Raw genomic sequence first — 25,912 nt, forward strand, 5'->3', positions numbered from 1 at the left:
TACTCCCTGCTGTCCTAGGCCTGATTCATCAGAATCACAGCACCAGTCACTAACAAGTTGACCAACGCCAATGGCAAACAAATTTTCCAACCAAAGTTCATGACTTGGTCATAACGTGGACGCATTAAAGAACCACGTGCCAATACAAACATCATTACAAAAAATGCTGTTTTAATCACAAACCAGAATACTGGTGGAACAAATGGAATTTCTAAATTGAATGGCGCTAACCAGCCACCAAAGAATAAAGTCACGATCAATGCAGAGATTAGTACTACGTTGACATATTCAGCAACGAAGAACATACCCCATTTCATACCGCCATATTCAACATGGTAACCTTCTGCCAATTCTTGTTCTGCTTCTGGTTGGTCAAATGGATGACGGTGAGTTACTGCAACACCAGCAACTACGAAAATCAAGAAACCTAAGAATTGTGGAATGACGAACCAAACATCACGTTGTGCTTCAACAATTTCACGAAGGTTAAATGAGCCTGCAATTGCAACCACACCCATCAATGAAATACCCAAGAACACTTCATAAGAAATAGTTTGAGCTGCTGAACGTAAACCACCAAGCAACGAGTATTTGTTATTTGAAGCCCAGCCACCAAATAAAACTGCGTAGACAGCAATACCAGCCATTGCCATGAAGAACAATAAACCGATACTCATGTCGGCAACACCCAGTGAAGGACTCACCGGGATTACCATGAACGAAAGAACCGCTGTTGCCATTGCAACAGCTGGTGCTAAACGGAATGTAAGTTTGTCAGCAAATTTTGGTGTCCAGTCTTCTTTGAACATGATCTTGAGCATGTCGGCAACGATCTGGAACATACCACCAGGACCAACACGGTTTGGACCATAGCGGTCTTGCCACCAAGCAAGTAAACGACGCTCAATAAAAGACATCAACGCTGCAACTAAAACTACAACAAGCAAAATCACAACTGCTTGAACGACAGCATAGGCAATCGGCCAGTTCTCAGCCCAAAGTGGCGTTTGACGTATAATTTCTTGATTCATGAATTACACTCCTAATGCCACTGAAACAGGCTCAGCTAGCGACACCATTGGTGCTAAACCAACTGGGTAACCAATATAACCTGTAGGTAAATATTCAATTACTTGTACCGGCAAGCTTACAGTCGTTTCGCCTGCTTTTACTGTAATGCGTTGACCTTCTTGAAGGTTCAAACGAGTTGCATCTTGTTCGCCAACTGCAAACACAGCTTCAGGAATACGAGTTTCCATTGCAGGTGTTTTAATGGTGAATTCGCCAGAACCAAAAATATGGTGCATTGGAACTAAGCGGAAACTTTCAGGATTTGCAACTACTGGCACTGGAGCAACGTAGCTACGTGCAGGACGTTTTGCCAAGCGATCGAATAAACGAACACCAGAATCACCACCTTTTAAGTGACCACCGACTTCATCTTGGTATTTGTTCCAAGATTGTGGAGAGTTCCAACCCGGAGCCCATGCAAATGGTACTAATGATGATGCTTTTTGCGGACCAACATAACCTTCCATTGAGAATGTTAATGCTGAATCTGGATCGGTAGGCTGTTTAGGCTCATGAACCGATAACGGTGCACGCATTGCTGTACGACCTGAATAACGACGTGGTTCACGCGCGATTTTCAAGCCATGTACACGGTAACCCGCATCTGGTGCTACATCTTGGATAGCTTCAAGTACTGGTACATTTTTCACGATGCTTTCAATTACATCGTCAAGCAATGTCCAATCTACAGCCTTACCTTTAATGCCAGTTTCAATGGCATGTAACCAACGCCATGATTCTTTAATTGCATATTCAGGTTTGTAATAGCTTGGATCGTAAACTTGATAGAAACGCTGTGCACGACCTTCTTGGCTTACAACAGTACCATCACCCTCTGCAAAGCTTGCTGCTGAAAGAACGATATCAGCTTGTTTCACAGTTTCAGTTTCACTGTGATCAAGTACAATTACTGTTTCAGCTTTATCTAATGCAGCTTGTACTTGTGCAGCTGGTAAGCGACGGAACAAGTCATTTTCAACAATAACAAGTGTGTCGTAGTCTTGAGCAAATGCTTGTTCAAGGCTTAAACCACCGAACAATGCCAAGCCCATAGAGTTCACTTCAGGAACTACAAGACTTAAACCAGCTTTAGAACCTAAGTTCTGAGTCAACTGTGCTGCAGCTTCCATAATAGAAGCATCTTGCAAGCTTGTACCCGCAATAATTAATGGTTTGTTTGCTGCTTTTAGAGTGTCAGCAATGGTTTGAGCAAATGCTTTTGCATCTTCATCTAAACCACTTACAACCTCACCATTCACTGCCGCAGCAACTGCAAAGCCTAAACGTGCGATGTCATTTGGAGAAGCAACCACTTCACCAGTTGCAACGTCAGCAAGACGAGTTTGAGTTGCAGCTAAAATGTAAACCGGAGATTTTGCTTCTTGGCCAATACGTTGTACAGGCTCAGCTAACCAATCTGGTGTACGTGTTTTTGCAGCCATTTCGCGTGCTTTGTTTTTCGCAGCTTGGCGAACAGACAATGCCATGCGAGGTGCAGTTTGAGTTAGGTCTTCACCTAAGATCAGAACAGCATCATAGCTTTCGATTTCACGCATATTCGGGTTGTAGATACCCTCGGTTTGCATGATAGATGCAGCAAGTTCAACAAGCTTTTGCTCTTTTTGTGCAATACCAGTTGAATAATTTGCCTGACCTACAAGCTCACGTAATGCATAGTTCGATTCCAAGCTTGCGCGAGGAGAACCAATACCCAAAACTTTTTTGCCTTGAAGCTTAGCAATCGCTTGATCTAGAGCTTGGTCGACAGAAACAGTTGCAACAGTTTCACCATTACGGAACTGAGGCTGACGTGGACGGTCTGCACGGTTTACATAACCTGTGCCAAAACGACCTTTGTCACAAAGGAAGTATTGGTTAACCGAACCATTAAAACGGTTTTCTACACGACGGATTTCACCATAACGTTCACCCGGAGAAATGTTACAACCAGAAGAACAGCCTTGACACACGCTTGGTGCATACTGCATATCCCACTTACGGTTATAACGCTCTGAATGAGTCTTATCAGTAAATACACCTGTTGGACATACTTCAGTCAAGTTACCAGAGAATTCAGACTCTAAAGTACCTGATTCCGGACGACCAAAGTAAACACGAGATGCATTGGCATATACGCCAAAGTCTGTACCGCCCGCATAGTCTTTGTAGTAACGAACACAACGGTAACAAGCAATACAGCGGTTCATTTCATGCGCAATGAATGAGCCGAGTTCTTGGTTGTAATGCGTACGTTTTGTAAAACGGTAGCGACGACGGTCATGACCCGTCATTACAGTCATATCTTGTAAATGACAGTGACCACCCTCTTCACAGACTGGACAGTCGTGCGGGTGGTTGGTCATCAAAAATTCAACAATAGATGCACGGAAATCCGTTGCTTCTTTGTCTTCAATTGAGATATAGGTATTGTCAGATGCCGGTGTCATGCAAGACATGACCAAACGACCACGCGTATCTTCTGGATTCGCATATTGCGTAACAGCACATTGACGGCAAGAACCAACCGAACCTAAGGATGGATGCCAACAAAAATATGGGATGTCGATGCCCAGACTCAAACATGCTTGTAGCAAGTTTTCCGAGCCGTTGACTTCATACGATTTTCCATCGACATGAATTGTAGCCATAGTCGAATTCCTTAAGCTTGTTCTACGTTGCTGGTTTGCACGACAGGACGATTCGTCACTTTCGCTTCAAACTCACCACGGAAATGTTTGAGTGCGCCCATAAGCGGCTCCATCGCACCTGGTGCGTGGGCACAGAAAGTTTTACCAATCCATAATTTACGAGTTAGTTCTTGTAAATGGTCGATATCTTCTTTCTTGCCTTCACCTGCTTCAAGTGCTTTAAGCGCTTTAACAGCCCATGGCAAACCATCACGACATGGTGTACAGAAACCACATGATTCACGCGCAAAGAACTCTTCTAAGTTACGAGTGAGCGATACCATACATTGAGTTTCGTCTACCACCATTAACAAACATGTTCCCAAACGAGAACCTGCTTTCATAATCGTGTCTGCATCCATTGGTAAATCAATGGTATCTGCTGGTAAAAAGTCAGTTGAAGCACCGCCCGGTAACCATGCTTTAAGCTTTAAGCCCTCACGCATACCACCAGCATGATCTTCAATCACTTCACGCGCAGTTGTACCAAATGGCAATTCCCAAAGACCCGGGAATTTAACTTTACCCGATGCACCATAAATTTTAGTGCCTGGATCTTTTGATTTACCCGCTGACAAGCCGATATACCACTCTGGTCCACGAAGCATGATTGCTGGCAAGTTGTTATAAGTTTCAACGTTGTTCACAATCGTCGGACGGCCCCATGCTCCTGCAACTTGCGGGAACGGTGGCTTAGTACGTGGGTTAGCACGACGGCCTTCAAGCGAGTTAATCAATGCAGTTTCTTCACCACAGATATAACGCCCTGCACCCGTATGTACATGCAGATCAAAATTCCAGCCAGAACCTAAGATGTTTTCGCCTAAATAACCTTTAGCACGAATCTGTTCTAACGCTTCATTTAGATATTGAGCAGCCTCGATGTATTCACCACGGATAAAGATATAACCTTGAGTTGCTTCTAAGGTATAACCCGCAATTAACATCCCTTCGATCAATTGATGTGGAAGTTTTTCCATCAACAAACGGTCTTTAAAGGTACCCGGTTCCATTTCGTCGGCATTACAGATCAAGTAACGTGGACCACCATCATTTGGTGCCATCAATGACCATTTAATACCCGCAGGGAAACCCGCACCACCACGACCTTTTACAGTTGCAGCTTTAATGACATCTAACACTTCAGCAGGTTTCATGCCTAAAGCTTTTTTAAAGCCAGCATAGCCTTCAAGTGCTTCGTAATCATCAGCACTACGTACCGCTTCTTGTTTGCTTAAACGCCAAGTGAGCGGATGAGTTTCCGGATTACCGTCGCCATAAATTGGTTTTGGTTCAGTATTCATACATACTTCTCCAATAACTGTTTAATTGATGTCACTTCGACTAAACCGTGAGTATCTTCATCAATCATTAAAGTTGGGCCTTTGTCGCAGTTGCCTAGGCAGCAAATTGGAAGCAATGTAAAACGACCATCTGGTGTCGTTTGACCATACTGAATTCCTAATTCACGCTGGAATGCTTCAGCAAGAGTTTCTGCACCCATTAAGAAGCAAGCAATTGAGTCGCAAAGCAAAATTACGTGACGACCTACCGGATGACGATAGATACGGTTGTAAAATGTTGCAACGCCTTCCAAATCAGCAACACTCATCGACAACAACTGTGCGATGGCATTCATTTGAGCGTCATCTACCCAACCATTACGGCGCTGTACACACTTCAATGCATCCAAAGAGGCTGCACGAGGGTATGGATAGTGACCAATGTGATGTTCGATTTCGTGAATTTCTTCCGCAGTCAAAATCCCTTCGACATTCACACGTGGTTTTTTATCAGTCAAAATCATCATTATGTGTTACCTCTTAGCGATCCACGTCAGCCATAACCACGTCAATGGTCGCCAGATAAATGATTAAGTCAGATACTAAACTTCCGTTAATCACTGAAGGCATTTGCTGTAAGTGAGTAAACGTCGGTGTACGAATACGAGTACGATAACTCATGGTCGCTTTATCTGAAGTCAAGTAGTAAGTACTTGCACCTTTAACCACTTCAGTCATAAATGATGACTCGCCCGCTGGCATGACAGGACCCCATGAAACGCTCAAGAAGTGCGTAATCAAGGTTTCAATATCTTGTAATGTCTTATCTTTCGGTGGTGGAACAGCCAATGGATGATCCGCTTTATATGGACCAGAAGGCATGTTATCCAAGCACTGTTGAATAATTTTTAGCGACTCGGTAATTTCACGGAAGTGAACAAGCACACGTGCGTATGCATCGCCTTCATACTCAACCGGCACATCAAAATCGAAGTTTTCATAGCCGCTGTATGGACGATATTTACGAACGTCAAAATCGATACCTGTTGCACGTAAACCAGTACCAGTTACACCCCATGCGAGTGCAGATTTGGCATCGTATTGTGCAACATTACGCGTACGACCAATAAACACAGAGTTTTTCAATGCCGCTGTGTAGTATTCGTTTAAGCGTTTAGGCATCCACTCTAGCAATTCTTTAACAAGCTTTTGCCAGTTGTTTGGAAGATCGTGTGCTGTACCACCAATACGGAACCATGCTGGATGCATACGGTAACCCGTGATTGCTTCGACAATGTCGTAAACTTTTTGACGGTCTGCGAACATATAGAATACTGGTGTCATACCACCGGCATCCTGAATTGCCGTACCACAGAATAATAAGTGGTTATTAATACGGAACAATTCGTTCAACATGACACGAATCACTTGCGCACGCTCAGGAACTTTAATACCTGCCATTTGCTCTACAGCCATCACATACGGCATGTTTTGAGCACAACCACCTAAGTAGTCAACACGGTCAGTATAAGGAATGAAAGAATGCCATGTTTGACGTTCAGCCATCTTTTCCACACCACGGTGGTGATAACCGATATCAGGTACACAGTCCTTCACTTCTTCGCCATCTAACTGCAATACAACACGGAACGCACCATGTGCAGATGGATGGTTAGGACCCAAGTTCAAGAACATGAAGTCTTCATCAGCGTTACCACGCTTAAGACCCCAGTCTTCAGGTACAAAACGTAAGTGTTCTTGTTCAAAGTCTTGTTTCGCTTTGTCTTGCATGTACGGCGTATATTCTGTCGCACGTGCTGAATATTCTTTACGAAGCGGATGACCTTCCCAATAGGTTGGCAACAAAATACGACGGAGCATTGGATGCCCTTCGAAATTGATACCGAACATATCGTAAGCTTCACGTTCATACCAGTTGGCATTTGGCCAGATATTTGTCGCTGTCGGAATGTTTAGATCATTTTCGTTCAAGGCAACCTTGATACGAATGTCACTATTACGCTCAAGCGATAATAAATGATAGAACACAGTGAAGTCAGATGCTGGTAAACCATCACGATGAACACGTAAACGTTCATCCATCGCAGATAAGTCAAACAGCATTACATACGGACGTTCCACTTTACGCAGGAACATAAGGACTTCTTGCACGCGTGCGCGCTCAACCCAGACTGTTGGAAACTCTTCAAAAGTCGCCTGCACGTAAAAGTTCTCACCAAATTTGGTTTTGAGCTCTTCTACGATTGCAAATGCTGGGCGTGAATCAACTGCTGTTGACTCTGGCATAGCAATGTCAGTTTCAGCCATTGGCTTGGCTTCCTATTTAATACAAATTCTGTCAATTTTCTCGATGAACATATCAGTTAGATATGTCAAAACACCGTCAAAAAATTATTTAATCTCATCCATAGAGCGTAAGTTTTTAACGGCAATACGCTCTGCATTCTTACGGTCACGTTCTGGCATCATCTTTGGCTTATATACTGGCTGAAGATCATCACCGATCACGGCAGAAAGCGGGCGTCGCTCTAATTGAATCTGGTCTTGTAAAAGCATTAAAGCTTGAATTAATGCTTCAGGACGAGGCGGACAACCTGGGACGTACACGTCAACAGGAATAATTTTGTCTACACCTTGTACTACTGAATAGATGTCGTACATACCTCCAGAGTTTGCACAAGCACCCATCGAAATGACCCATTTAGGCTCTAACATCTGTTCATACAGACGCTGAATAACTGGTGCCATTTTTACGAAACAGGTACCTGCAACAATCATCAAGTCAGCCTGACGAGGTGAAGCACGGATAACCTCTGCACCGAAACGTGACAAGTCATGCACACCGGTTAAGGTCGTTGCATATTCGACGTAACAACATGAGGTACCAAAGTTAAATGGCCACAAAGAGTTTTTACGTCCCCAGTTTACTGCTGTATGCAAGACATCCTCTAAACGAGTCATGAATACGTTTTTATTCACTTCCTCTTCAAGCGGATCCGTCACAATTTGACGTTCTTGCAATGGGTATTGATCAGCATCCGGATTCGCGCGGGTCAGAGTATATTTCATCCCGACTTACTCCTTTTCAGATGACAATGCAGGTGTAGTTTTTGACTTAACACGACCTGATGATTGAGCTGGAATCTGGCCTGTAGGGTCAGTTACGAGCTCTTCAATAGAATTAAAGCGTGTAATTTCAGCAATGTTCATTGTTGGTGAACCGATTTTAACCGCCTCACCTGCTGATTTACGGCGATCTGCTGGTGACCAACTTAAAGCACCTACAGAGAAGGCATAAACAAGCGCAATCAATAAATCAACGACAAAGATCACTACAGTGGTATATCCCAACCACCCTACTTCACGCACAGAAGTAGACCATGCATAGAGGTAAAGTGCCTCTAAGTCGAAGACAACAAAGAAAATTGCAACTAAATAGAACTTTGCAGACAGGCGAATGCGAGCGCCACCAGCACTCACGACACCTGATTCAAACTGCTCTTGCTTAGCACGTCCCCACGATTTTCCCCCGAGGAGTAAGGGAACTGTGAGCATAAAGACGCAAAGAAATGTAACGCCGATCACGAAGGCGATAATCGCCCAGTCGTATGGAGTAATGGCACTCATGCGGGGATAACTCCTGGCAGGCCTATTATTTAACAAAGAATGTATGTATTGGCCTTCAAATACACCAAACACAAAATTAATCCCGCCAATTGTACCTGATTTCTAATTTCCCATGCTAGTTGAAGCGTCTTAGTCTTTCGGATGATTTTCTAGACAAAACTATTCTTCTATGTGTTGTAAGGGGGGTTTCACAGCACATAATCGGTTTATTTAATTGTTTCTTTGTTTATGATGATTTTTTTCATTTTTTAATTTTAGAATATTTACACAGTTGAAGCGCTTATTAACTTTTTATAACTTACTTTTTTATAATATTAGTTTGTTTTTTATTGTATTCAGCTTCTCCTCTGAATTATGATGAATGTTTAATCATGCATAATATTTTATTACTCTTGGATAAGAGTATTTATCATTAAGGGCAGCTGATGCCATACTCACTTCGTGAATTTTCATTTCTCTCCTTTTTAAAATTTTTTCTCCTATTTAGCTTCATTATTGCGACATGTTGTTTCATTGGCATTGCATCTCGCCCTTTAAGTTTTCTTGCATTCTTTTGGCCTGCCAATTCGGTTTTGCTCGGATTGCTTATTCGTTTTCCAATCACACGCCGACCAAGCGCATTTTTAGGTGCCTATATAGGATATGTGATTGCTGACTTATTTCAGGGCACTCCATTTGCTCTCACACTTGTTTTAACAACATCAAACTTTCTTTATGTTGTTACTACTTTTGCGCTCTATATGTTTTTTAATCAACATATTAAGGCGGCCTATCGCGGTTATTCCTACCTTTTTTTATTTGGATTATGCGGAATAGGTAGCGTAGTAGGTGCATTGTTTGCAGCAACTTTCGTGCCTATGTTTAATACCAAATTTATGATTGGTGGCTTGTTGGATGAGTTTGGTTACTGGTTCACTTCAGAACTGCAAAATGCCTTGCTTCTTTTACCTATCATATTGAACATTCCTCAATATAGTCAGGTTAAGCATTACTTTTCAAGAAATCGTGGCCTACAACCAACCGACCTTTTACCTTTTGGCGCTGTGCTTATTTCGATTGCTGCTAGCTATTATGACTCTGGCCCGGGTTCGCTGCTCTACCCGATTGCTGCACTGATCTGGTGTGCTATTCGCTATAAACCTATTGTTGTTGCACTCATTACTAGCTTTACCAGTGCTTATATTATTTATCATGTCTCTGGACATTACCTTTTGCTCTATCCAAACGAATATTTCAGTAATACGATCTCAATCCGAATTGGGTTAATTATGATGACGATTGCCCCACTTACGGTTTCTAGTATTAGTGTTTTGCATTCAGAGTTAATTCAAAAACTTCAACATGCCATTGCACATGATGAACTAACTTCAAGTCTGACTCGACGCCAGTTTTTACAGTCGGTCAGATTACTTCAAGAAAAAGTACAAAAAGAAAATAAGACCTCAGCTTTTTTCATGCTTGATGTCGACCACTTTAAGCAAGTTAACGACAACTATGGTCATCAAATCGGTGATCGGGCGCTACAAACTTGTGTCACCACGATTCAAAATATTTTACATCCTCATGATTTATTAGGTCGCTTTGGAGGTGAAGAGTTTGCCATTTTTATTGCAGATACCACTAAAGAAAGTGCATTTGAACTGGCTGAACAAATTCGAATTAAAATTAGTCAGCAACCGATTTATATTTATGGAAAATTACCAATTTTTATACAGGTAAGTATTGGGATAAGCTTATATTCCCCATCGTCCCATCGAGCTATTGAAAGTTTATTTAAAGAAGCAGATGACGCTTTATATCAAGCTAAACGCCAAGGACGTAATCGAGTGTTTATATCTTTATAATATTTTCATTTCATCATCTAGTGTAATGAATTTTATACAATAACCTGTGTTTTGCCATGTATGCTAATAACAGATAATAAGGAGAAAAATGCATGACTCTAGAATATACGCATAAACCAAACTACTACTTGTTTGCACAATTACTGGTGCGACATATAGAAAGCTATATTCACAAACATCCAGATGCCAACAATGCAATTTTTGACTTGCGGGATGTCTATGAAATATTTAGACAGGATTTTGCGTCAACGACAACAAACCTAGAAGGTATTTTACATATTGCAGATGAATATAAAATAGAAACACTTAATGGAGATCAACCTCTTATTCAAAAATACCAGATTGATGCAAAAAACAATTCGTTACTGATCGATTTTAATTCCGATGCGTTAACCAGCTTAAGAAGCGGAAAACCTATTTTGGAACCAGATGCGACTCAACTATAAATAGATCAATAAAAAAGCACCTTATGAAGGTGCTTTTTTATTGGCTTTTAAAGGAGGCTGTTTAAAGCGTTTTGCTGGCCATGTCATGATAAAACGAGCGCCACCCAAGGTCGGGCTTTCATCCACTTTAATTTCACCACCAAACCAATAGGCAATACGGCTTACGATAGACAATCCTAAACCATAACCGCCCGACGCACGCGTACGGCTATCGTCTAGACGGGCAAAAGCTTCAAATACTCTTTTACGGTCTTGTTCAGGAATACCCGCTCCATCATCTTCAACACAAACAAAGGCCATACCATCGCTGTGGATACCACCGGTAATCCGAACTTTATTATCGCAATAACGAACCGCATTACCCACCAAGTTTTGAACAACACGATGTAAGTAGCGACGCTCAGCATCTACTTTTACATAAAGTGGAGGAGCAACAAGTTCAATTTCTTTTTGCGTTTTTAAAGCTTCGGTTTCAACTGCAACCTGATCTAACACATCAAATAAAGTAATTTCATCAAAATCTAGTGAAGGTGTACCCTGCTCTAGTTTTGCATAAGTCATGATCTCATCAATTAAAGTATTGAGTGCCTCAATATCTTTATCAATCATGTCGACCTGATGCATACGATGATTATAGTCATCTTCTTCTGCCAACATCTCTGTACCAAAGCGAATACGGGCAACAGGTGTTCTAAGCTCATGAGATACCGCTCTCATTAACTCACGCTGAGCCTCGATTAAACGCTGAATATGATCAGACATGTTGTTATAACTTGATGCCAAGTTTGCCATTTCGTCACTTCCTTCAATAGGAACACGCAATGACAAATCACCAGACTTCATGCGGTTTAATGCATAACGTACTTGGCGAATTTTACGCTCTAGCGGCAAGATCAACCCATAGACACCTAGACTCAGCAAAAATAAGCTAAATAAAGTAATCCCTGCTGAAAGCTGCAAAGGCATCCAGTTAAACATCGGAACCGGTCCAAGCACGAGAACCCGTGTAGGCTGATTCGGAATTGGAGAGACGATTGAAATGGTTGTACCGCGGACTGTCGCACTGTCTTTGTACAACATAACGCTTTGGTCTTGGCGTAAACGACCAATTTGTTCGGAGTCCAGATTGATATCTTGAATATTGTAGATATTAATTGGGTAAGAGAAATGCTTTTGAATCTTGGCAAGATATTCTTGTTCTTGCCCCGGATAAAACATTAGATAATCCAGTACAAAAATAGGGAGAGCCTTCATTTGGCGCTCAGTAATTTTGTCGACTTTTATAGATAAAAAATGCTGAGGGTCGTCACGCAAGCCAATAATGATATACGCAATACTATTACTGGCATCGTAACGGACAACAGACTTTTGAGCTTCGATTCGTTTTTTCTCGGTACGAGATAACTCAACCTTGCTTGCATCAGTATAGTAAATTGGAAGTTCCAATAAATCTGACGCATCTGAAACCCAGTCTATTTTCTGTTGTTTCCCCGGTTGTCGAGCGACTCCCTCACTAATGACATAAGAGATACCATCAGTTAAAGATTCTCGGTATTCTTGTGCCCGTTGATAATTGATAATTTGTACAAGCAAATAACCAAAGACAGCAACCAAAACAACAAGAATTACCAGTCCCGCATATATTCGCAGGAATATACTGTGTTTAAACACTCGACCAACCTTATAGGAAGTTTATTCAGATCTTATAACCCATTGGTTTCTTTAACGAACAAGTAACCTTTACTACGTACAGTTTTAATACGTTTTGGATTTTCAGGATCATCACCAATTTTTGGACGAATACGTGAAATACGGACGTCGATTGAACGGTCCTGACCATCGTATTCGATACCACGTAAACGTTCGAAGATATCTTCACGCGATAAGATACGACCAGCATTTGATGCAAGCAACCATAATAGGTCATATTCTGCGCTAGTGAAGTCAACAAGTTCACCATTTAACGTGACAGAACGACCGCCATTATCAATTACAAGGTCATCGAACTCGATACGTTGAGCAACTTCATCTTCTACAGTTTTATCTGTGCGACGTAATAGTGCACGGATACGCGCTAAAAGAACACGTGGTTGAACCGGTTTAGCAACATAGTCATCTGCGCCCATTTCCAAACCAAGTACCTGATCCATGTCTTCTGTACGTGCAGTCAACATCAGAATCGGTTGATGGTAATGTGGACGAACTTCACGGCAAACTGTTAAGCCATCGGCACCCGGCAACATGACATCCAAAACTACTAGATCTGGTTGTTCACTAATAATACGACGAATTGCACGGTTACCATCAGTTTCTACACCAACTTCCAAGCCGTTGCGAATTAAATATTCTTGAGTTAATCGCGCTAAGCGCTCGTCATCTTCAACGATCAGAATCTTTGGTAACTTTTCTTCTTGGCTCATATCATTGCCCCTATAAATCTCGTTTCATGCATCTTAAAAATCTTGCAGATACATTCGTTTATCATTTGCAATATACACACGTTTACATTGTAAACAAGTAGGCGTTCACCAAACTGATACATGACCATCGTATTTTGTTGCATTTTATTAGCCTTTGAATTTTCACGTGTTTTTAAGATTTATTTATTGTTATTAAATTTCATATTCTATTCATATTTCCAATGTATGAATATTAAACAAATTATTTCTCTGTTTAGTTTAAATTTATTTAAGTGTTTGTTTTTTGAGTTATCCACAAAGTTATCTATAAGTGTTTTTTAACAGCTTTGCTATGCTATCTCCCATCAAATCATACAGATAAAAAATTACTAAAAAGTCAAGATTGATCTGCTATGAAAAATCCCGTATCTTGTGTTGAAAATAAACTTTAACTACTAAGTCTTGTGTTTATCCCTCAAATATCGTGGCATGTTTTTTGCTCGGTTCAAACGGTCTATGAACATAACAAAAGTGACAATGGAGCTATGCTGGCATGAGCGTAATTACTTCGACTCCCGGTCAAATTCAGGTGATTAAGCGCACTGGAGATGTTGCTGCATTTGATGCAGAGAAAATTTCAGTTGCGATTGGTAAAGCTTTTCTTGCTGTGGAAGGTCAACAGAGTTCGGATTCTAGCCGTATTCACGACCGTATTACCCAGTTGACGGAAATGGTCTTAAATACTTTTACTCGCCGTTTACCATCGGGCGGTACGATCCATATTGAAGAAATTCAAGATCAAGTAGAACTTGCTTTAATGCGTACTGGGGAACAAAAGGTTGCCCGCGCTTATGTGATTTACCGTGAACAACGTGCTAGCGCTCGTCAGCAAACGAACTCAAACCACCACCCTACTTTACAAGTTACCGACAAAAACGGTCAGCTTCAGCCACTTGATTTAAGTGCATTGCAAGCAACTGTTTCTAAGGCAGCTGAAGGTTTGGAAGGTATTGACGTTCAAGCCATTGTCGATGAAACCGTTAAAAACTTATATAACGGCGTAAAAGAAAGTGATATTGCCACAACAATGATGATGGCAACACGTACCCGTATTGAACAAGAACCTAACTACACTTACGTGACTGCACGTTTGCTTTGTAACGAATTAGTGAGCACTGGTTTAACGTTCTTAGGCTTATCAACAGATACACCAGAAAACAATGCACTTGAAGCATTCTTGAAAAAAGGTGTTGAGCTTGATTTGCTTTCACCTGACTTGCTTGACTTCGACTTAGAAAAATTATCAGCAGCAATTCAGCCAGAACGTTCTAATCAGTTCACCTACTTAGGTTTACAGACTTTATTTGACCGTTACTTCATTCACTCAAACGGTGTTCGCTTCGAATTACCACAATTATTCTTCATGCGTGTGTCGATGGGTCTTGCACTCAATGAGCAAGATAAAGAAGAGCGTGCAATTGAGTTCTATAACTTATTGTCTAGCTTCGACTACATGGCTTCTACGCCTACCCTGTTTAACTCAGGTACATTACGTCCACAGCTTTCAAGTTGTTATTTAACAACAATTGGCGATGACCTTTATGACATTTATGGCGCGATGCGTGACAACGCAATGCTTTCTAAATGGGCTGGTGGTTTAGGTAATGACTGGACACCTGTACGTGCCTTGAACTCTTATATTAAAGGTACTAACGGTAAGTCTCAGGGTGTTGTTCCATTCTTGAAAGTTGCGAACGATACAGCTGTTGCAGTAAACCAAGGTGGTAAGCGTAAAGGTGCTGTGTGTGCATACCTAGAAACTTGGCACTTAGATATCGAAGAGTTCTTAGAGCTTCGTAAAAACACGGGTGATGACCGTCGCCGTACTCACGACATGAACACTGCGAACTGGGTTCCAGACTTGTTTATGCAACGTGTATTTGAAGATGGTGAATGGACATTATTTACCCCTTCTGAAACTCCAGACTTGCACGATTTGACTGGTGCTGAATTTGCTGAGCGTTATGCTTACTATGAGTCTGTAGCGAAAGAAACCAACATGCTACACAAGAAAGTACGTGCTAAAGATTTATGGCGCAAAATGCTTTCTATGTTGTTTGAAACTGGTCATCCATGGATCACATTCAAAGATGTATGTAACTTACGTTCACCACAACAACACGTTGGTGTAGTTCACTCATCTAACCTATGTACTGAAATTACCTTGAACACAAATCAAGACGAAATTGCAGTATGTAACTTAGGTTCGATCAACCTTGTACAACACGTTCAAGGTGGTGTGTTAGACCGTGAGAAATTAGCTCGCACAATTAAAACAGCTGTACGTATGCTCGATAACGTGATCGATATTAACTACTACGCTGTACCACAAGCGAAAAACTCAAACTTGAAACACCGCCCTGTGGGTATGGGTATCATGGGCTTCCAAGATGCTCTATATGAAATGGGTATTGCTTACGGTTCAGACGCTGCTGTTGATTTTGCTGATGAATCAATGGAAGTAATTAGCTACTACGCGATTGAAACTTCAAGCAACTTGGCTGTTGAACGTGGTGCTTACTCAACATTCAAAGGTTCGTTGTGGGATCAAGGTATCCTTCCAATCGACTCTTTAGAAATTGTTGCGAAGTCTCGTCCAGAGCGCATGTTCGAAGTTGACCGTACTCAACGTTTAGACTGGGACACTTTACGTGCCAAAGTTCAAAAAGACGGTATGCGTAACTCAAACGTGATGGCGATTGCTCCAACTGCAACTATCTCTAACATTTGTGGTGTTTCTCAATCTATTGAGCCAACATTCCAAAACTTATATGTGAAATCTAACTTGTCTGGTGAGTTCACTGTTATTAACCCATACCTTGTTCGTGCATTAAAAGAACGTGGTCTTTGGGACACAGTAATGGTTAACGACCTTAAACACTTTGAAGGTTCAGTACAAAAAATTGCTCGTATTCCTGAAGAATTAAAAGCAATCTTTGCTACTGCGTTTGAAGTAGATACACGTTGGATCGTTGATGCTGCATCACGCCGTCAAAAATGGATTGATCAAGCTCAGTCGCTTAACCTTTACATCTCTGGTGCAAATGGTAAGAAACTTGACATCACTTATAAGATGGCATGGTTACGTGGTCTTAAGACGACTTATTACCTCCGAGCTTTAGGTGCAACTTCTGCTGAAAAATCTACAATCAACACAGGTGCTTTAAACGCAGTTAAACCTGCAACTGTTGAAGCCGCGGCGGTTGCTGCCCCTGTTGTAGAAGCGAAGAAACCAGAAGCAGCAGTTGAGGAAGAAGGCTTTACTCAAGCAGCTCCAGTACCAATGGCTTGTTCAATCGATAACCCTGATTGTGAAGCTTGCCAATAACATTTAATAAGATTGCTCTTTTTCACTAAAGAGCAATCTTAAAAGAGGTAAAGATTATGCTTTCTCATCTCAGCCATAACTATATGCTTGGTGTTGGAGTTTTAATCTTTGCCTTTATTTTCTTTTATATGCCGATGGTTTACGCATTTATCACAATACGTAAGCAACAGCGTAAACAAAATAAGTTGTAGGGAGTAGAGACCAAAGGCCCAAAATTTGGTCATGCATCAATAAAACTTAATTTTGTTTACACATTAAAAGCGTATAGTAGGGACATCTTCGTTTAAGAGATGTCAAATATAGATATATACAACGAAGAGAGAACAAAAATGTCTATCCTTAGTTGGGACGATTTTGAAGATGATTCGCAAAAACCGACTACACCTGAACACAAGTCTGCGCCCGTCCAATCGGAAAAAGCGTCAGATTCGCAGAATGTATCTACTGCGCAGCCATCATCGCCGAGCGTGGCAGCTCCACAATCCGCTGGAACCCATTCCGTGCGACCAACAGTTGCCTCCGATACAGTGGCTAGAGCCGCTCAAGCCTTAGAACACTTAGACGTTGCCCCTGGCCTTGAAGAGCTAGAAATGGGTGCTCAACGTGTTCAAGTTGACGACAAAGCCATGATTAACTGTCGTGCGGACTTGAACCAACTTGTTCCATTTAAATATGAATGGGCTTGGCAGAAATATCTTGACGGGTGTGCAAACCACTGGATGCCTCAAGAAGTTAACATGAACCATGACATCGCGCTTTGGAAGTCTGAAAATGGCTTGACCGAAGATGAGCGTACTATTGTTATGCGTTCTTTAGGTTTCTTCTCGACCGCAGACTCTTTGGTTGCAAACAACTTAGTATTGGCGATTTACCGTCATATTACTAACCCTGAATGCCGTCAGTACATCTTGCGTCAAGCGTTTGAAGAAGCAATTCACACTCACGCTTACCAATACTGTATCGAATCTTTAGGTATGGACGAAGGCGAAGTCTTCAACATGTACCGTGAAGTTCCATCTGTTGCACGTAAAGCAGCTTGGGGCTTGAAATATACTCAATCTTTAACTGATCCTAATTTCCACACAGGCACGCCTGAAAACGACCAGCGTTTACTTCGTAACCTGATCGCATTCTACTGTGTACTTGAAGGGATCTTCTTCTACTGTGGCTTTACTCAAATTTTGAGTATGGGTCGTCGTAACAAGATGAACGGTGTTGCTGAGCAATTCCAATATATCTTGCGTGATGAATCTATGCACTTGAACTTTGGTATCGACATGATTAACCAAATCAAGATTGAGAACCCTCACCTTTGGACTGCTGAGTTCCAACAAGAAGTGGTTCAAATGATTGTTGAAGGTACGATGCTTGAAATCGAATATGCACGTGACACGATGCCACGCGGTGTATTGGGTATGAACGCAAGCATGATGGAAGAATATTTGAAATTCATCTGTAACCGTCGTTTATCTCAGTTAGGTTTACCAGAGCAATTTGCTGGTGTAACTAACCCATTTGCGTGGATGTCTGAGATGATGGACTTACGTAAAGAGAAGAACTTCTTCGAAACTCGCGTAACTGACTACCAAACTGGTGGGGCGTTAAGCTGGTAAGTTTAAGCATTCTTCCTCAAAGTAATTTGAGGCTATAAAAAATCCGACTATATGTCGGATTTTTTATACTTATTTAAGATAACTATTAGTATGAATTGCAGTAGATTAAATTATAAGAGATACATTATGAATATAAGATATTTAATAATTTCTAGCGTCATAAGTTTATCGACTTTAAGTACTATATGTTGCTCAAAACCACTTTCACCACAAAATAATACTCAAAGTGAATTAAGTGAAATATATGAGCAAGGTGGGAAATACTTCTTAGGTAAAGAAGTATCTAAGGATTATTCAAAAGCTTTTTCATATTTTAAAAAGGCAGCCGAAAAAGGACTGCCCATTGCACAAAATGATTTAGCAGGAATGTACCTTAAGGGAATCGGGACGCAAAAAAGTGAAGAAAAAGCTTACTATTGGTATGAGAAAGCTGCGAGAAATGACTTTCCGGAGGCCCAATACAATATGGGGCTCATGTATGATAATGGCTATTATGTAAGCAAAAACAGATCTAAAGCCTTAGAATTTTACAAATTAGCTGCTCACCAAGGTTATGCTAAAGCTCAATATAATTTGGCAAATGCTTATCTTTCGGGAAATGGCGTACAAAAAGATATTAATTTAGCTTTAGAATTATATAAAAAAGCTGCGGATCAAAATCTTTCAGAAGCTCAATATAACTTAGCAAATATTTATTCAGATGGTAGCTTAGTTAAACAAGATAATAAAAAAGCTTTGGAGCTATACAGACAAGTAGCTGAGAAAGATATACCTGAGGCTCAGAACAATCTAGCTTATATGTATGCTAATGTTTACTCAGATTATGAAAATGCAAAGTTTTGGTTCAAAAAAGCTGCTGATAATGGATATGAACCCGCAAAAGAGGCTTTAGATCAGTTTCAGTAATCCATAATATATTACTTAGATCAAAAGGGTTGCTAATAGCAGCCCTCTTTTATATCTACCTTTCAATTCAACAGGAAAGCAAAACCACTTTTAAATAAAAATTAGGTTACTTTGTTATACTTAATTAGTTTTAAAAGTAATATTGAAACAACTATCACTATCCAGATAAAAATTAAATACCTCATCAATAATGTGGGGAACATAATCCAATTCCACCAAGAAGCAATTTTTTCTTCACTTGTTGAAAAATTAATTACACTACCTTTTTCATCTTCAAAATGAATTTTATTAACTACAATATATTTATTTTTAAAAAACAATAATGAATTAGGAAAAAAATCTCCCTCAACTTTAAGTAGTTTTCTAGGCTTATATAATTCACAAAATGAACCATTCTCATTTCTAAAATATGCGCAATTAATAATATTTTTTTTATAATTATCTTTTATTATCAATGATGTCATACGCCCATGTTTGATATGAAATTCAGGATCATAAATAACAAAACCCTCTTTTTTAGGAGTGAAAACTATACTTGGGTTAAGAGCACAAAGTAGTACGATTAGACAAAAACTTAAGGAAAGGACAAGAACAAAATTTTTATAAATATACGAATATAATGAAAAAAATGGATCAAACACCTCAGCAGAGATCCACATTTTAAGTTTATAAATCACAACTATCCCCTCTATAAAACAACAATAAAGAACATCACAGATAAAAGGATACCTATTAAAAGTGGCATAAAAGTAGCTATATACTTATTTTCCTTAAAAACCTTGCTAAATATAAAAATGAGAAAACAAATTAAATATGACACGTTATAATTAAAAGAAGATAAATCATCAATGTAATTTACTCCTTTACTCCTTTTAGCAAGGAGATAAAACATAAAAATAGAGTAACCCGCCAAACCTAAGAAAATTGAGGTAAATGCGCTTACCTCTGCTTTACTCATAATTTCATCTTTCATAAATTCCCCAATAAAAAATATAATTATTTAATAAAATAAAAATGCCATTTTATAGCAAAATTAATAATTTTTAATATAGCTCTAAATAACCAAACACAGCCTTTCCAACTCGCTGTTGTAAATGATTTAAATCACTTTCTCCTGCCATGCCTGCCGCGTTAATCATTCCTTTACTTAAAGCAATTACATCTTGTGCGGTTATCGGTGCATGTGAAATACCAGAGCGTATAAACAGATCAGACATTATTGTTTCAAGCTCATACTGATGCTCACTTTCCTCAATGTCTTTTCCAATGATTTCTGAAGCAAACTCTAAGGTTCGAGCCAACTGCGGACGGTTGAATTGATGTTGTACAGCAGCCTGAATGATGAGTTTTAATTTTTCTTTTAAGTCTGCGGCTTCATGCTGCTGTATGGCTTCAACAATATGGGTTGAAAGCTTGGCGCGTTCACGTCGAATTAACTCAACGATTAAAGCCTCTTTAGATGGAAAGTACTGATATAGGCTACCAATGCTTACGCCAGCAAGTTCAGCCACGACATTTGTGTTAAATCCAGCAAAGCCTAAAGACTCCAAAATGCGAGCCGCCGCCTCTAAAATAGCTTCGAAGGTAGCAACTGATCGTGCTTGACGTGGGCGTTTACGTGGGTCTGGAAGTGTTTCTGACATGGGTCGAAATGCGAGTATTTAATGTGAGTAATCACTCATATACTGACTGAGTCATATTGATCTGACAAGTAAATGCAGTCTTTTCAATTGAGCCACAACTCGGCCCAGTCATGGAGTGGTTATGTCTAGAACCTATACTTTTTTTATTCACTTAAGAGCTTTGCCCGCTTGGTTGGCTTTAGCTCGTGAAAAGCGTGCTGAGTTTAGTACACGGAAGCTTGGACCTATTTTTGAGAAGTACCCGACTGTAAAAGTTCGGTGGTATGACGTTGAAGCGTTTAGTACTAAAGCGAGTGATATTGCTATGTTTGAGACGACATCTCTGCAAGATTATTATTTTGTGATTGATGCAATTCGAGACTCTGAATTTTGTACAGAACCTTACTTTGAGTTTGTAGAGATTATTCCTGCAATTGAAGATGGGTATGTGGAGTATGAGAAATCTTTTACGACATAAAATGACGTACCTGTAATTTTTTCTATCCCATGAATAAAACTAATTGCTTAAATTAAATGACAAGGAATTAACATATTTAATTTATAAAGAAATTCTCTATTTGAGGAAAATCATGCAAGAAATAAAGCCACTTTTAGAACAGTTAAATCAACTTGAACCCTTACCAGCAAAGGATAGAGAAACTTATTTAGAAAGCCTTACCAGACGAGGCTACAAATATATGACTGCTATTACAGGCGTGTTATTTTTAATATTAGTTATACTAGCGGTATGGCACAAGGTATCACCTTTTACGGATCAAGGAAGAGAAATTGCTATATGGTTTGCTCTGTTAACTATGTTTATACCAACGATTTATATCATTATCGATATATGCGTTGGCTTAGTATCTATATTCAAATTCAAATCACGAAGTTTTGATTGGTTAATACTTGAAATTGAGCATGATAAAAAAGCTATAGAATCACTAATCAAGTACAAAAAAGAAACTCTATTAGAGGCGAAGGATTGGCTTCAGTTAAAGTGCTCTCGACTCAGTAATAGAATTTCAACATTTATTGGAAACTCGGATAAATATGCTGTGTTTTCATTAATAGGCTTAGGTTGGTCTGTATGGAAAGAATTGTCAAAGACACCATCTATTTCATTTTCATTAAGTAATGGAGACATAGTCCAAACCTTGCTGTTGTATGGTACAGCTTTTCTAACAGGAATTGCTTTAGGTGCAATGGTTATCAACTACCAAATCCAACGCTACAAATACCAAATAGAACTTATAGAATTTGCAATGAAACAAAAAAATTAAAATAACAACCGACATTTTGTTAAAAGATGTCATTGAATATCATTAATTATGCTAAAATATTACTCTGTTGTATTGGAAAAAGACAACTGATATATCGTTCAACGTAACGGGGGCAATCTTATTGACCCTTTAATTTCTGAGAATACTATATGAATAAAGAACTCAGTATTGATTTAAATGAATTAAATGAAGATATTAATCAAATACAAAAAGAGGAAATAAATCCTAATTTATTTATTAACTTATATAAAAATACTTTTTTGTCTCCGACTGAAACACTTGAAAACAGCAAGTTTGCACAGTTTATCGAAAATCCACGTTTAACTTATTCCTTAAACAAAACAAGTTCTATAGTTACTTTTACAGATAATTTCTTTGTATCTGCAATATTATTTACTCCTCAAGAGGATGGAGTATTTGAGCTTACATATATAAACTTATTTGGTGTAAAAAAAACATTAAAACAGGATAAAAAAGATAAAGACGGAAGAATTATTTTTTGGACAAATGATTGTGTTAAACAAATATCTCTAAAATTTAATAATGAGAAATTTTTTGCTAAAAAAAGATCAAACCTAGAAAGATTTCAACTTTATGGACTTACATTTAATGACGCTATCACCCAACTAAATAACTTCTATCAAATTAAAGAAGATCGCAACCAATATGAAGAAATAATATCTACAAAAAAAGTAGAATTAGTTAATAAAGTTAAAGAAATAACCGAAAAATTAAATGAATACCAAGAATATTTAGAAACACAAGAAGAACATGAATCTGAACTAAATACCAATATAGATGAATTAAAAGAACAAAAGAAAAATCTTCAGAATAATATAAATCAGCAAAACTCAGAAATTGAATCTCTTGGTTCACAAATAACTGCTAAAGATAACCAATTATCAAAGCTGAATGAAGATTTTTTAGAATTACAGAAGCGTTCAAAATATTTAACTGAAGGTAATGAACGTCTAGAAGAACGAAGAAAAGAATTAGAAAAATCAGTAAATCTGTTTCCAGATAATCTTGAAGGTTTTGTTGCAAGAGCAACTAAAACTAAATGGACTTATGGTTTTTTAGCATTTATTCCTCTCCTTATTTTAGGGTTTATTGTTAATCTTTCTTGGGAAACCTTAAAAGATTTTACAGCAATATCAACAGTAGATACTTTTGAAAAAGCATGGATTATTTTAATTCAAAGATTACCCTTTACATTACTCATAATTACCTTAGCTTCAATGTGCTTAGCTTTTCTATATAAAATGGTTCGTCATCTAACTGAAATTCAACAACAAGAATTGAATCTATCAAAAATCAGTATGCTTGCTCGAGATGTTTCTGATAGCGAGCATAACTCTCTTGAAGAAGAAGTAATAAAAAAACTACGTATTGATCGAAAAATGAAACTAATAAGAGAATTTTTAAATTCAGAGTTTAATAGATACCAAACATTTATTGATAAAGAGGAACAAATTAAAGACACTAAGTTTATAAAAATAAACTTACCATTCAAAGTTCCTTTTACCTCTAGAACTAATGAGTAAATTTCATACTATAAATCACAATTAGTATCATTCTAATTAAAAAATACTAAGCAGTCTTAATGATAAATTATTAGACTATTTATATTCTTAATAATTAATTATTAAAGTATAAATAATGTAGAAAACTTATAAATTTAAGTATCTACATAAAATTTAGTTTTTTGATTATAAGAAACTATCAATATTAGCCCCCCAAAACCTCTCCAACACCACATCCCGTTCATCCAAACGATTAGAGCTTAAAACCTGTAGCATCAAGCCATCAATTAGGTTTAAAACCATATTGGCATCGGGTTTGGGTTTGTTGGTTTCCAGACTAAAGACCAAATCAAAAATTTCTTTTAGTAGCCATTTACGGTATTCAACTGCCATGCGGTAAGCCCGTGGATAAAGCAGTTTTAATTCAAAAATGGCTTTAAACAAAAGATGGTAAAGGCTATTTACATCAACATGTAAGCGGACAATTTCTTTGAGTTTATCGGCTGCGGTTGGGTAGCGATGTGAGTAGACAATTGCCAGCACCTCTTCTTTAAGTCGGCTTTTTTGAAAGATTAAACACATTTCAACAAGTCGTTCTTTCGAGTGAAAGTAGTTATAAAACGTGGCTTTTTGAATTTTAGATTTTTTGATAATCAGGTCTACGCCTGCATTATGAAATCCATGCGTCGTAAAGAGTTGGATGGCGGTTTGAATAACCTGTAATTTTTTGGAAGATCTTTCTAAAGTTGGCATAGTTTTACCGTTATAAATTCTTGTTGTTTCTAAATGAGATAAAAAGCCTGTGCCCTTTTTGGGAGAAAAAAAGGCACAGCAAAGCCGTAAGATGGTGCTTGGCACATCTCAAGTTTTGTTTTGCTAAGTTTTAAGTAAAAATGACTTAAAGCCTGAAAACCTTATGGCGTTCAAGCAGCTGTAAAGTTTTAAGCTGTGTCGTTATAGCTTTTGGCACGGAGTACCAAGAAATGATGGATGTGCATAGCCAACTCCTGATTTTGGGAGTTCTGCCAAAGCATTCATTAGAAATTATGGTGGCAGAACGAGCAAGGGTTAGCAGACTGATAGTAAAGAATCAGCACACCCGAAGGTGTCCCTCACTCGCCCTACCGCAACAAGCGAGGGACGATTGTACACACAAGACTATTCCTCAGAGGGAATAATCTGATGCCTTTACTAAACGGTCTGCTAAAACCGACTGGCAATGTGGCCAGCAGGCAAAGGATAATCTGAGAGTTTAGAGGTGTCAATGTAGCTTTTATGACAAAATTTTAAATTTATTATTATTTTTCATTAGATTAACTTAATTATTAATTTAGATATTATATTTAATTGCATTTTATAAATGTCAAATAATGGTGGTGGGATGAAAGAAAGTTGACAGACTGGCCTCAAGTACCCCAGCACGCACGAAGCGTCATTCTTCCATTCCACCATAATAAAGTAGTTCTATCTAATCACTCTCAAATAATGGTAGTAGGACGAAAGAGAGTTGACAGACTGGACAAGATGAAACCAGTACACACAAGGTGTCTCCCTCTCGTCCTACCATAGCGGTAAGCAGGCGAGAATAATTCGGGAGACTAGTTGTGTCAATATTAAAAACAACATAAGTCATTAAATTTATTATAATTTTTAGATTTATTAAATTATTATTTTAAATTTTATAAAAAGTGGACTTAAACAATCTCTGTCTGCCCCACTTGGTGATAAGCACGGTTAAAATAAACCAAGCTTTGGTCATGTTGGCTTTGTTTAATCGCCACGATCGGGCATATAAAAATCGTGTGTGTACCGACTTGTTGAATTTGCTCAATCTCACAATCGAAACTTACCAAAGCATCATCCAACACAGGTGAACCCGTTTCTAACTCAATCCATGCGCCATGTTTAAAGCGCTCTTCTGGTGTGAGTTTAGATGAAAATGCTTTTGAAATATGTTCGTGGTGCGCGCCTAAAACATTCACAGTTAAGATTTTGTTATCTAGGAAATGTGCATGTGAACTCGCAGATTGGTTCATACACACCAATAATGTCGGAGGTGTGTCGGTCACACTACAAACAGCAGAGGCAGTAAATCCAAAACGGCCAGACATGCCTGCCGTAGTCACAACACTAACTGCACTTGTGAGTAAAGACATTGCATTTCTAAAGTCTGTTGCTTGAACCATGACATTATTCCTA

24 protein-coding genes are annotated in these 25,912 nt (G+C 39.0%); 9 read left to right on the plus strand and 15 right to left on the minus strand.

The window, feature by feature from the left end; all coding sequences use genetic code 11:
- Positions 1–14: 14 nt before the first annotated feature.
- The 7 genes from nuoH to ndhC all read right to left on the minus strand — a co-directional run bounded on the left by nuoH (position 15) and on the right by ndhC (position 8,689).
- Entirely contained in the window at positions 15–1,031 is a 1,017-nt protein-coding gene (gene nuoH / locus AC52J8_RS14675) for an NADH-quinone oxidoreductase subunit NuoH (protein WP_004703499.1), read from the minus strand.
- A gap of 3 nt (positions 1,032–1,034) precedes the next feature.
- Positions 1,035–3,719, minus strand: a complete 2,685-nt coding sequence (nuoG, locus tag AC52J8_RS14680) for an NADH-quinone oxidoreductase subunit NuoG (RefSeq protein ID WP_014205900.1) — start codon at positions 3,717–3,719, stop codon at positions 1,035–1,037.
- 11 nt (positions 3,720–3,730) lie between these two features.
- Positions 3,731–5,062 (minus strand): NADH-quinone oxidoreductase subunit NuoF, encoded by a 1,332-nt coding sequence (gene nuoF / locus AC52J8_RS14685; protein WP_002120030.1) that lies wholly within the window; start codon positions 5,060–5,062, stop codon positions 3,731–3,733.
- Complete coding sequence (nuoE, locus tag AC52J8_RS14690) at positions 5,059–5,568, minus strand: NADH-quinone oxidoreductase subunit NuoE (protein WP_002120040.1); 510 nt, start codon at positions 5,566–5,568, stop codon at positions 5,059–5,061. Before nuoE ends, nuoF begins: the two co-directional genes overlap by 4 nt.
- Positions 5,569–5,581: 13 nt before the next feature.
- Entirely contained in the window at positions 5,582–7,369 is a 1,788-nt protein-coding gene (gene nuoC, locus AC52J8_RS14695) for an NADH-quinone oxidoreductase subunit C/D (protein WP_002120052.1), read from the minus strand.
- A gap of 84 nt (positions 7,370–7,453) precedes the next feature.
- Positions 7,454–8,131, minus strand: a complete 678-nt coding sequence (locus AC52J8_RS14700) for a NuoB/complex I 20 kDa subunit family protein (protein ID WP_002120034.1) — start codon at positions 8,129–8,131, stop codon at positions 7,454–7,456.
- 6 nt (positions 8,132–8,137) lie between these two features.
- On the minus strand, positions 8,138–8,689 hold the full coding sequence (ndhC, locus tag AC52J8_RS14705) for an NADH-quinone oxidoreductase subunit A (RefSeq protein WP_002120061.1): 552 nt from the start codon (positions 8,687–8,689) through the stop codon (positions 8,138–8,140).
- Between the two features lie 425 nt (positions 8,690–9,114).
- Between ndhC and AC52J8_RS14710 the strand changes: the two genes are divergently transcribed.
- Together AC52J8_RS14710 and AC52J8_RS14715 are read left to right on the plus strand one after the other, a co-directional pair.
- Positions 9,115–10,533 (plus strand): sensor domain-containing diguanylate cyclase, encoded by a 1,419-nt coding sequence (locus tag AC52J8_RS14710; protein ID WP_044424824.1) that lies wholly within the window; start codon positions 9,115–9,117, stop codon positions 10,531–10,533.
- A 92-nt stretch (positions 10,534–10,625) separates the two neighbouring features.
- Positions 10,626–10,979: a hypothetical protein gene (locus AC52J8_RS14715; protein ID WP_002120022.1), complete on the plus strand. Its 354-nt coding sequence runs from the start codon at positions 10,626–10,628 to the stop codon at positions 10,977–10,979.
- 21 nt (positions 10,980–11,000) lie between these two features.
- Here the strand turns inward: AC52J8_RS14715 and bfmS are convergent, their stop codons facing one another.
- The 3 genes from bfmS to AC52J8_RS14730 are packed head-to-tail and all read right to left on the minus strand — an operon-like array spanning position 11,001 to position 13,578.
- Positions 11,001–12,650 (minus strand): sensor histidine kinase BfmS, encoded by a 1,650-nt coding sequence (gene bfmS, locus AC52J8_RS14720; RefSeq protein WP_002120020.1) that lies wholly within the window; start codon positions 12,648–12,650, stop codon positions 11,001–11,003.
- 32 nt (positions 12,651–12,682) lie between these two features.
- Positions 12,683–13,399 (minus strand): response regulator transcription factor BfmR, encoded by a 717-nt coding sequence (gene bfmR / locus AC52J8_RS14725; protein WP_000076440.1) that lies wholly within the window; start codon positions 13,397–13,399, stop codon positions 12,683–12,685.
- Positions 13,396–13,578 carry a hypothetical protein gene (locus AC52J8_RS14730; RefSeq protein ID WP_031944149.1) on the minus strand — a complete coding sequence of 61 codons (183 nt, stop codon included), beginning with the start codon at positions 13,576–13,578 and terminating at the stop codon, positions 13,396–13,398. Before AC52J8_RS14730 ends, bfmR begins: the two co-directional genes overlap by 4 nt.
- A 353-nt stretch (positions 13,579–13,931) precedes the next feature.
- On the opposite strand from AC52J8_RS14730, the gene AC52J8_RS14735 reads away from it, so the two are divergent.
- The 4 genes from AC52J8_RS14735 (at position 13,932) to AC52J8_RS14750 (ending at position 19,285) form a co-directional block, all read left to right on the plus strand.
- Complete coding sequence (locus AC52J8_RS14735) at positions 13,932–16,766, plus strand: ribonucleoside-diphosphate reductase subunit alpha (protein ID WP_002120003.1); 2,835 nt, start codon at positions 13,932–13,934, stop codon at positions 16,764–16,766.
- A 56-nt stretch (positions 16,767–16,822) separates the two neighbouring features.
- Positions 16,823–16,957, plus strand: a complete 135-nt coding sequence (locus AC52J8_RS14740) for a hypothetical protein (RefSeq protein WP_002120013.1) — start codon at positions 16,823–16,825, stop codon at positions 16,955–16,957.
- A 138-nt stretch (positions 16,958–17,095) separates the two neighbouring features.
- A complete protein-coding gene (locus AC52J8_RS14745) occupies positions 17,096–18,379 on the plus strand; it encodes a ribonucleotide-diphosphate reductase subunit beta (protein WP_005803276.1) in 1,284 nt (427 codons plus the stop codon).
- A gap of 126 nt (positions 18,380–18,505) precedes the next feature.
- Complete coding sequence (locus tag AC52J8_RS14750; RefSeq protein WP_057067961.1) at positions 18,506–19,285, plus strand: tetratricopeptide repeat protein; 780 nt, start codon at positions 18,506–18,508, stop codon at positions 19,283–19,285.
- 101 nt (positions 19,286–19,386) lie between these two features.
- Here AC52J8_RS14750 and AC52J8_RS14755 read toward each other — a convergent pair whose 3' ends face one another.
- The 3 genes from AC52J8_RS14755 to AC52J8_RS14765 form a co-directional block, all read right to left on the minus strand.
- Positions 19,387–19,962, minus strand: coding sequence for a hypothetical protein (locus tag AC52J8_RS14755; protein WP_086399072.1), 576 nt, complete (start codon positions 19,960–19,962; stop codon positions 19,387–19,389).
- An 11-nt stretch (positions 19,963–19,973) separates the two neighbouring features.
- The gene (locus AC52J8_RS14760; RefSeq protein WP_078220242.1) at positions 19,974–20,258 is read right to left on the minus strand and encodes a hypothetical protein; all 285 of its coding nucleotides are present in this window, start codon (positions 20,256–20,258) and stop codon (positions 19,974–19,976) included.
- Positions 20,259–20,328: 70 nt separating this feature from the next.
- Positions 20,329–20,928, minus strand: coding sequence for a TetR/AcrR family transcriptional regulator (locus tag AC52J8_RS14765; RefSeq protein ID WP_086399071.1), 600 nt, complete (start codon positions 20,926–20,928; stop codon positions 20,329–20,331).
- Positions 20,929–21,049: 121 nt separating this feature from the next.
- Here AC52J8_RS14765 and AC52J8_RS14770 point away from each other — a divergent pair, with 121 nt between their 5' ends.
- The 3 genes from AC52J8_RS14770 (at position 21,050) to AC52J8_RS14780 (ending at position 23,734) form a co-directional block, all read left to right on the plus strand.
- Positions 21,050–21,385: a darcynin family protein gene (locus AC52J8_RS14770; protein WP_086399070.1), complete on the plus strand. Its 336-nt coding sequence runs from the start codon at positions 21,050–21,052 to the stop codon at positions 21,383–21,385.
- A gap of 112 nt (positions 21,386–21,497) precedes the next feature.
- Positions 21,498–22,190, plus strand: coding sequence for a YuaM family protein (locus tag AC52J8_RS14775; RefSeq protein ID WP_063098179.1), 693 nt, complete (start codon positions 21,498–21,500; stop codon positions 22,188–22,190).
- Positions 22,191–22,339: 149 nt separating this feature from the next.
- Complete coding sequence (locus AC52J8_RS14780) at positions 22,340–23,734, plus strand: hypothetical protein (RefSeq protein ID WP_496538846.1); 1,395 nt, start codon at positions 22,340–22,342, stop codon at positions 23,732–23,734.
- Positions 23,735–23,899: 165 nt separating this feature from the next.
- Here the strand turns inward: AC52J8_RS14780 and AC52J8_RS14785 are convergent, their stop codons facing one another.
- Both AC52J8_RS14785 and AC52J8_RS14790 read right to left on the minus strand, forming a co-directional pair.
- A complete protein-coding gene (locus AC52J8_RS14785) occupies positions 23,900–24,466 on the minus strand; it encodes a TetR/AcrR family transcriptional regulator (protein WP_198912074.1) in 567 nt (188 codons plus the stop codon).
- 941 nt (positions 24,467–25,407) lie between these two features.
- Positions 25,408–25,899, minus strand: a complete 492-nt coding sequence (locus AC52J8_RS14790; protein ID WP_000249487.1) for a flavin reductase — start codon at positions 25,897–25,899, stop codon at positions 25,408–25,410.
- Positions 25,900–25,912: the final 13 nt, after the last annotated feature.

This window comes from Acinetobacter sp. S-1, assembly GCF_059579785.1.

Bases quoted from the DNA above. Each gene is read 5' to 3' on its own strand.
- bfmR (WP_000076440.1), bottom strand. From the start codon at position 13,399: ATGAGCCAAGAAGAAAAGTTACCAAAGATTCTGATCGTTGAAGATGAC.
- nuoC (WP_002120052.1), bottom strand. From the start codon at position 7,369: ATGGCTGAAACTGACATTGCTATGCCAGAGTCAACAGCAGTTGATTCA.
- AC52J8_RS14740 (WP_002120013.1), top strand. From the start codon at position 16,823: ATGCTTTCTCATCTCAGCCATAACTATATGCTTGGTGTTGGAGTTTTA.
- nuoG (WP_014205900.1), bottom strand. From the start codon at position 3,719: ATGGCTACAATTCATGTCGATGGAAAATCGTATGAAGTCAACGGCTCG.
- AC52J8_RS14770 (WP_086399070.1), top strand. From the start codon at position 21,050: ATGTCTAGAACCTATACTTTTTTTATTCACTTAAGAGCTTTGCCCGCT.
- AC52J8_RS14715 (WP_002120022.1), top strand. From the start codon at position 10,626: ATGACTCTAGAATATACGCATAAACCAAACTACTACTTGTTTGCACAA.
- AC52J8_RS14775 (WP_063098179.1), top strand. From the start codon at position 21,498: ATGCAAGAAATAAAGCCACTTTTAGAACAGTTAAATCAACTTGAACCC.
- nuoE (WP_002120040.1), bottom strand. From the start codon at position 5,568: ATGATGATTTTGACTGATAAAAAACCACGTGTGAATGTCGAAGGGATT.
- ndhC (WP_002120061.1), bottom strand. From the start codon at position 8,689: ATGAGTGCCATTACTCCATACGACTGGGCGATTATCGCCTTCGTGATC.
- AC52J8_RS14790 (WP_000249487.1), bottom strand. From the start codon at position 25,899: ATGGTTCAAGCAACAGACTTTAGAAATGCAATGTCTTTACTCACAAGT.
- AC52J8_RS14760 (WP_078220242.1), bottom strand. From the start codon at position 20,258: ATGAAAGATGAAATTATGAGTAAAGCAGAGGTAAGCGCATTTACCTCA.
- AC52J8_RS14785 (WP_198912074.1), bottom strand. From the start codon at position 24,466: ATGCCAACTTTAGAAAGATCTTCCAAAAAATTACAGGTTATTCAAACC.
- AC52J8_RS14745 (WP_005803276.1), top strand. From the start codon at position 17,096: ATGTCTATCCTTAGTTGGGACGATTTTGAAGATGATTCGCAAAAACCG.
- nuoF (WP_002120030.1), bottom strand. From the start codon at position 5,062: ATGAATACTGAACCAAAACCAATTTATGGCGACGGTAATCCGGAAACT.
- nuoH (WP_004703499.1), bottom strand. From the start codon at position 1,031: ATGAATCAAGAAATTATACGTCAAACGCCACTTTGGGCTGAGAACTGG.
- AC52J8_RS14750 (WP_057067961.1), top strand. From the start codon at position 18,506: ATGAATATAAGATATTTAATAATTTCTAGCGTCATAAGTTTATCGACT.
- AC52J8_RS14710 (WP_044424824.1), top strand. From the start codon at position 9,115: ATGCCATACTCACTTCGTGAATTTTCATTTCTCTCCTTTTTAAAATTT.
- AC52J8_RS14735 (WP_002120003.1), top strand. From the start codon at position 13,932: ATGAGCGTAATTACTTCGACTCCCGGTCAAATTCAGGTGATTAAGCGC.
- AC52J8_RS14780 (WP_496538846.1), top strand. From the start codon at position 22,340: ATGAATAAAGAACTCAGTATTGATTTAAATGAATTAAATGAAGATATT.
- AC52J8_RS14700 (WP_002120034.1), bottom strand. From the start codon at position 8,131: ATGAAATATACTCTGACCCGCGCGAATCCGGATGCTGATCAATACCCA.
- AC52J8_RS14765 (WP_086399071.1), bottom strand. From the start codon at position 20,928: ATGTCAGAAACACTTCCAGACCCACGTAAACGCCCACGTCAAGCACGA.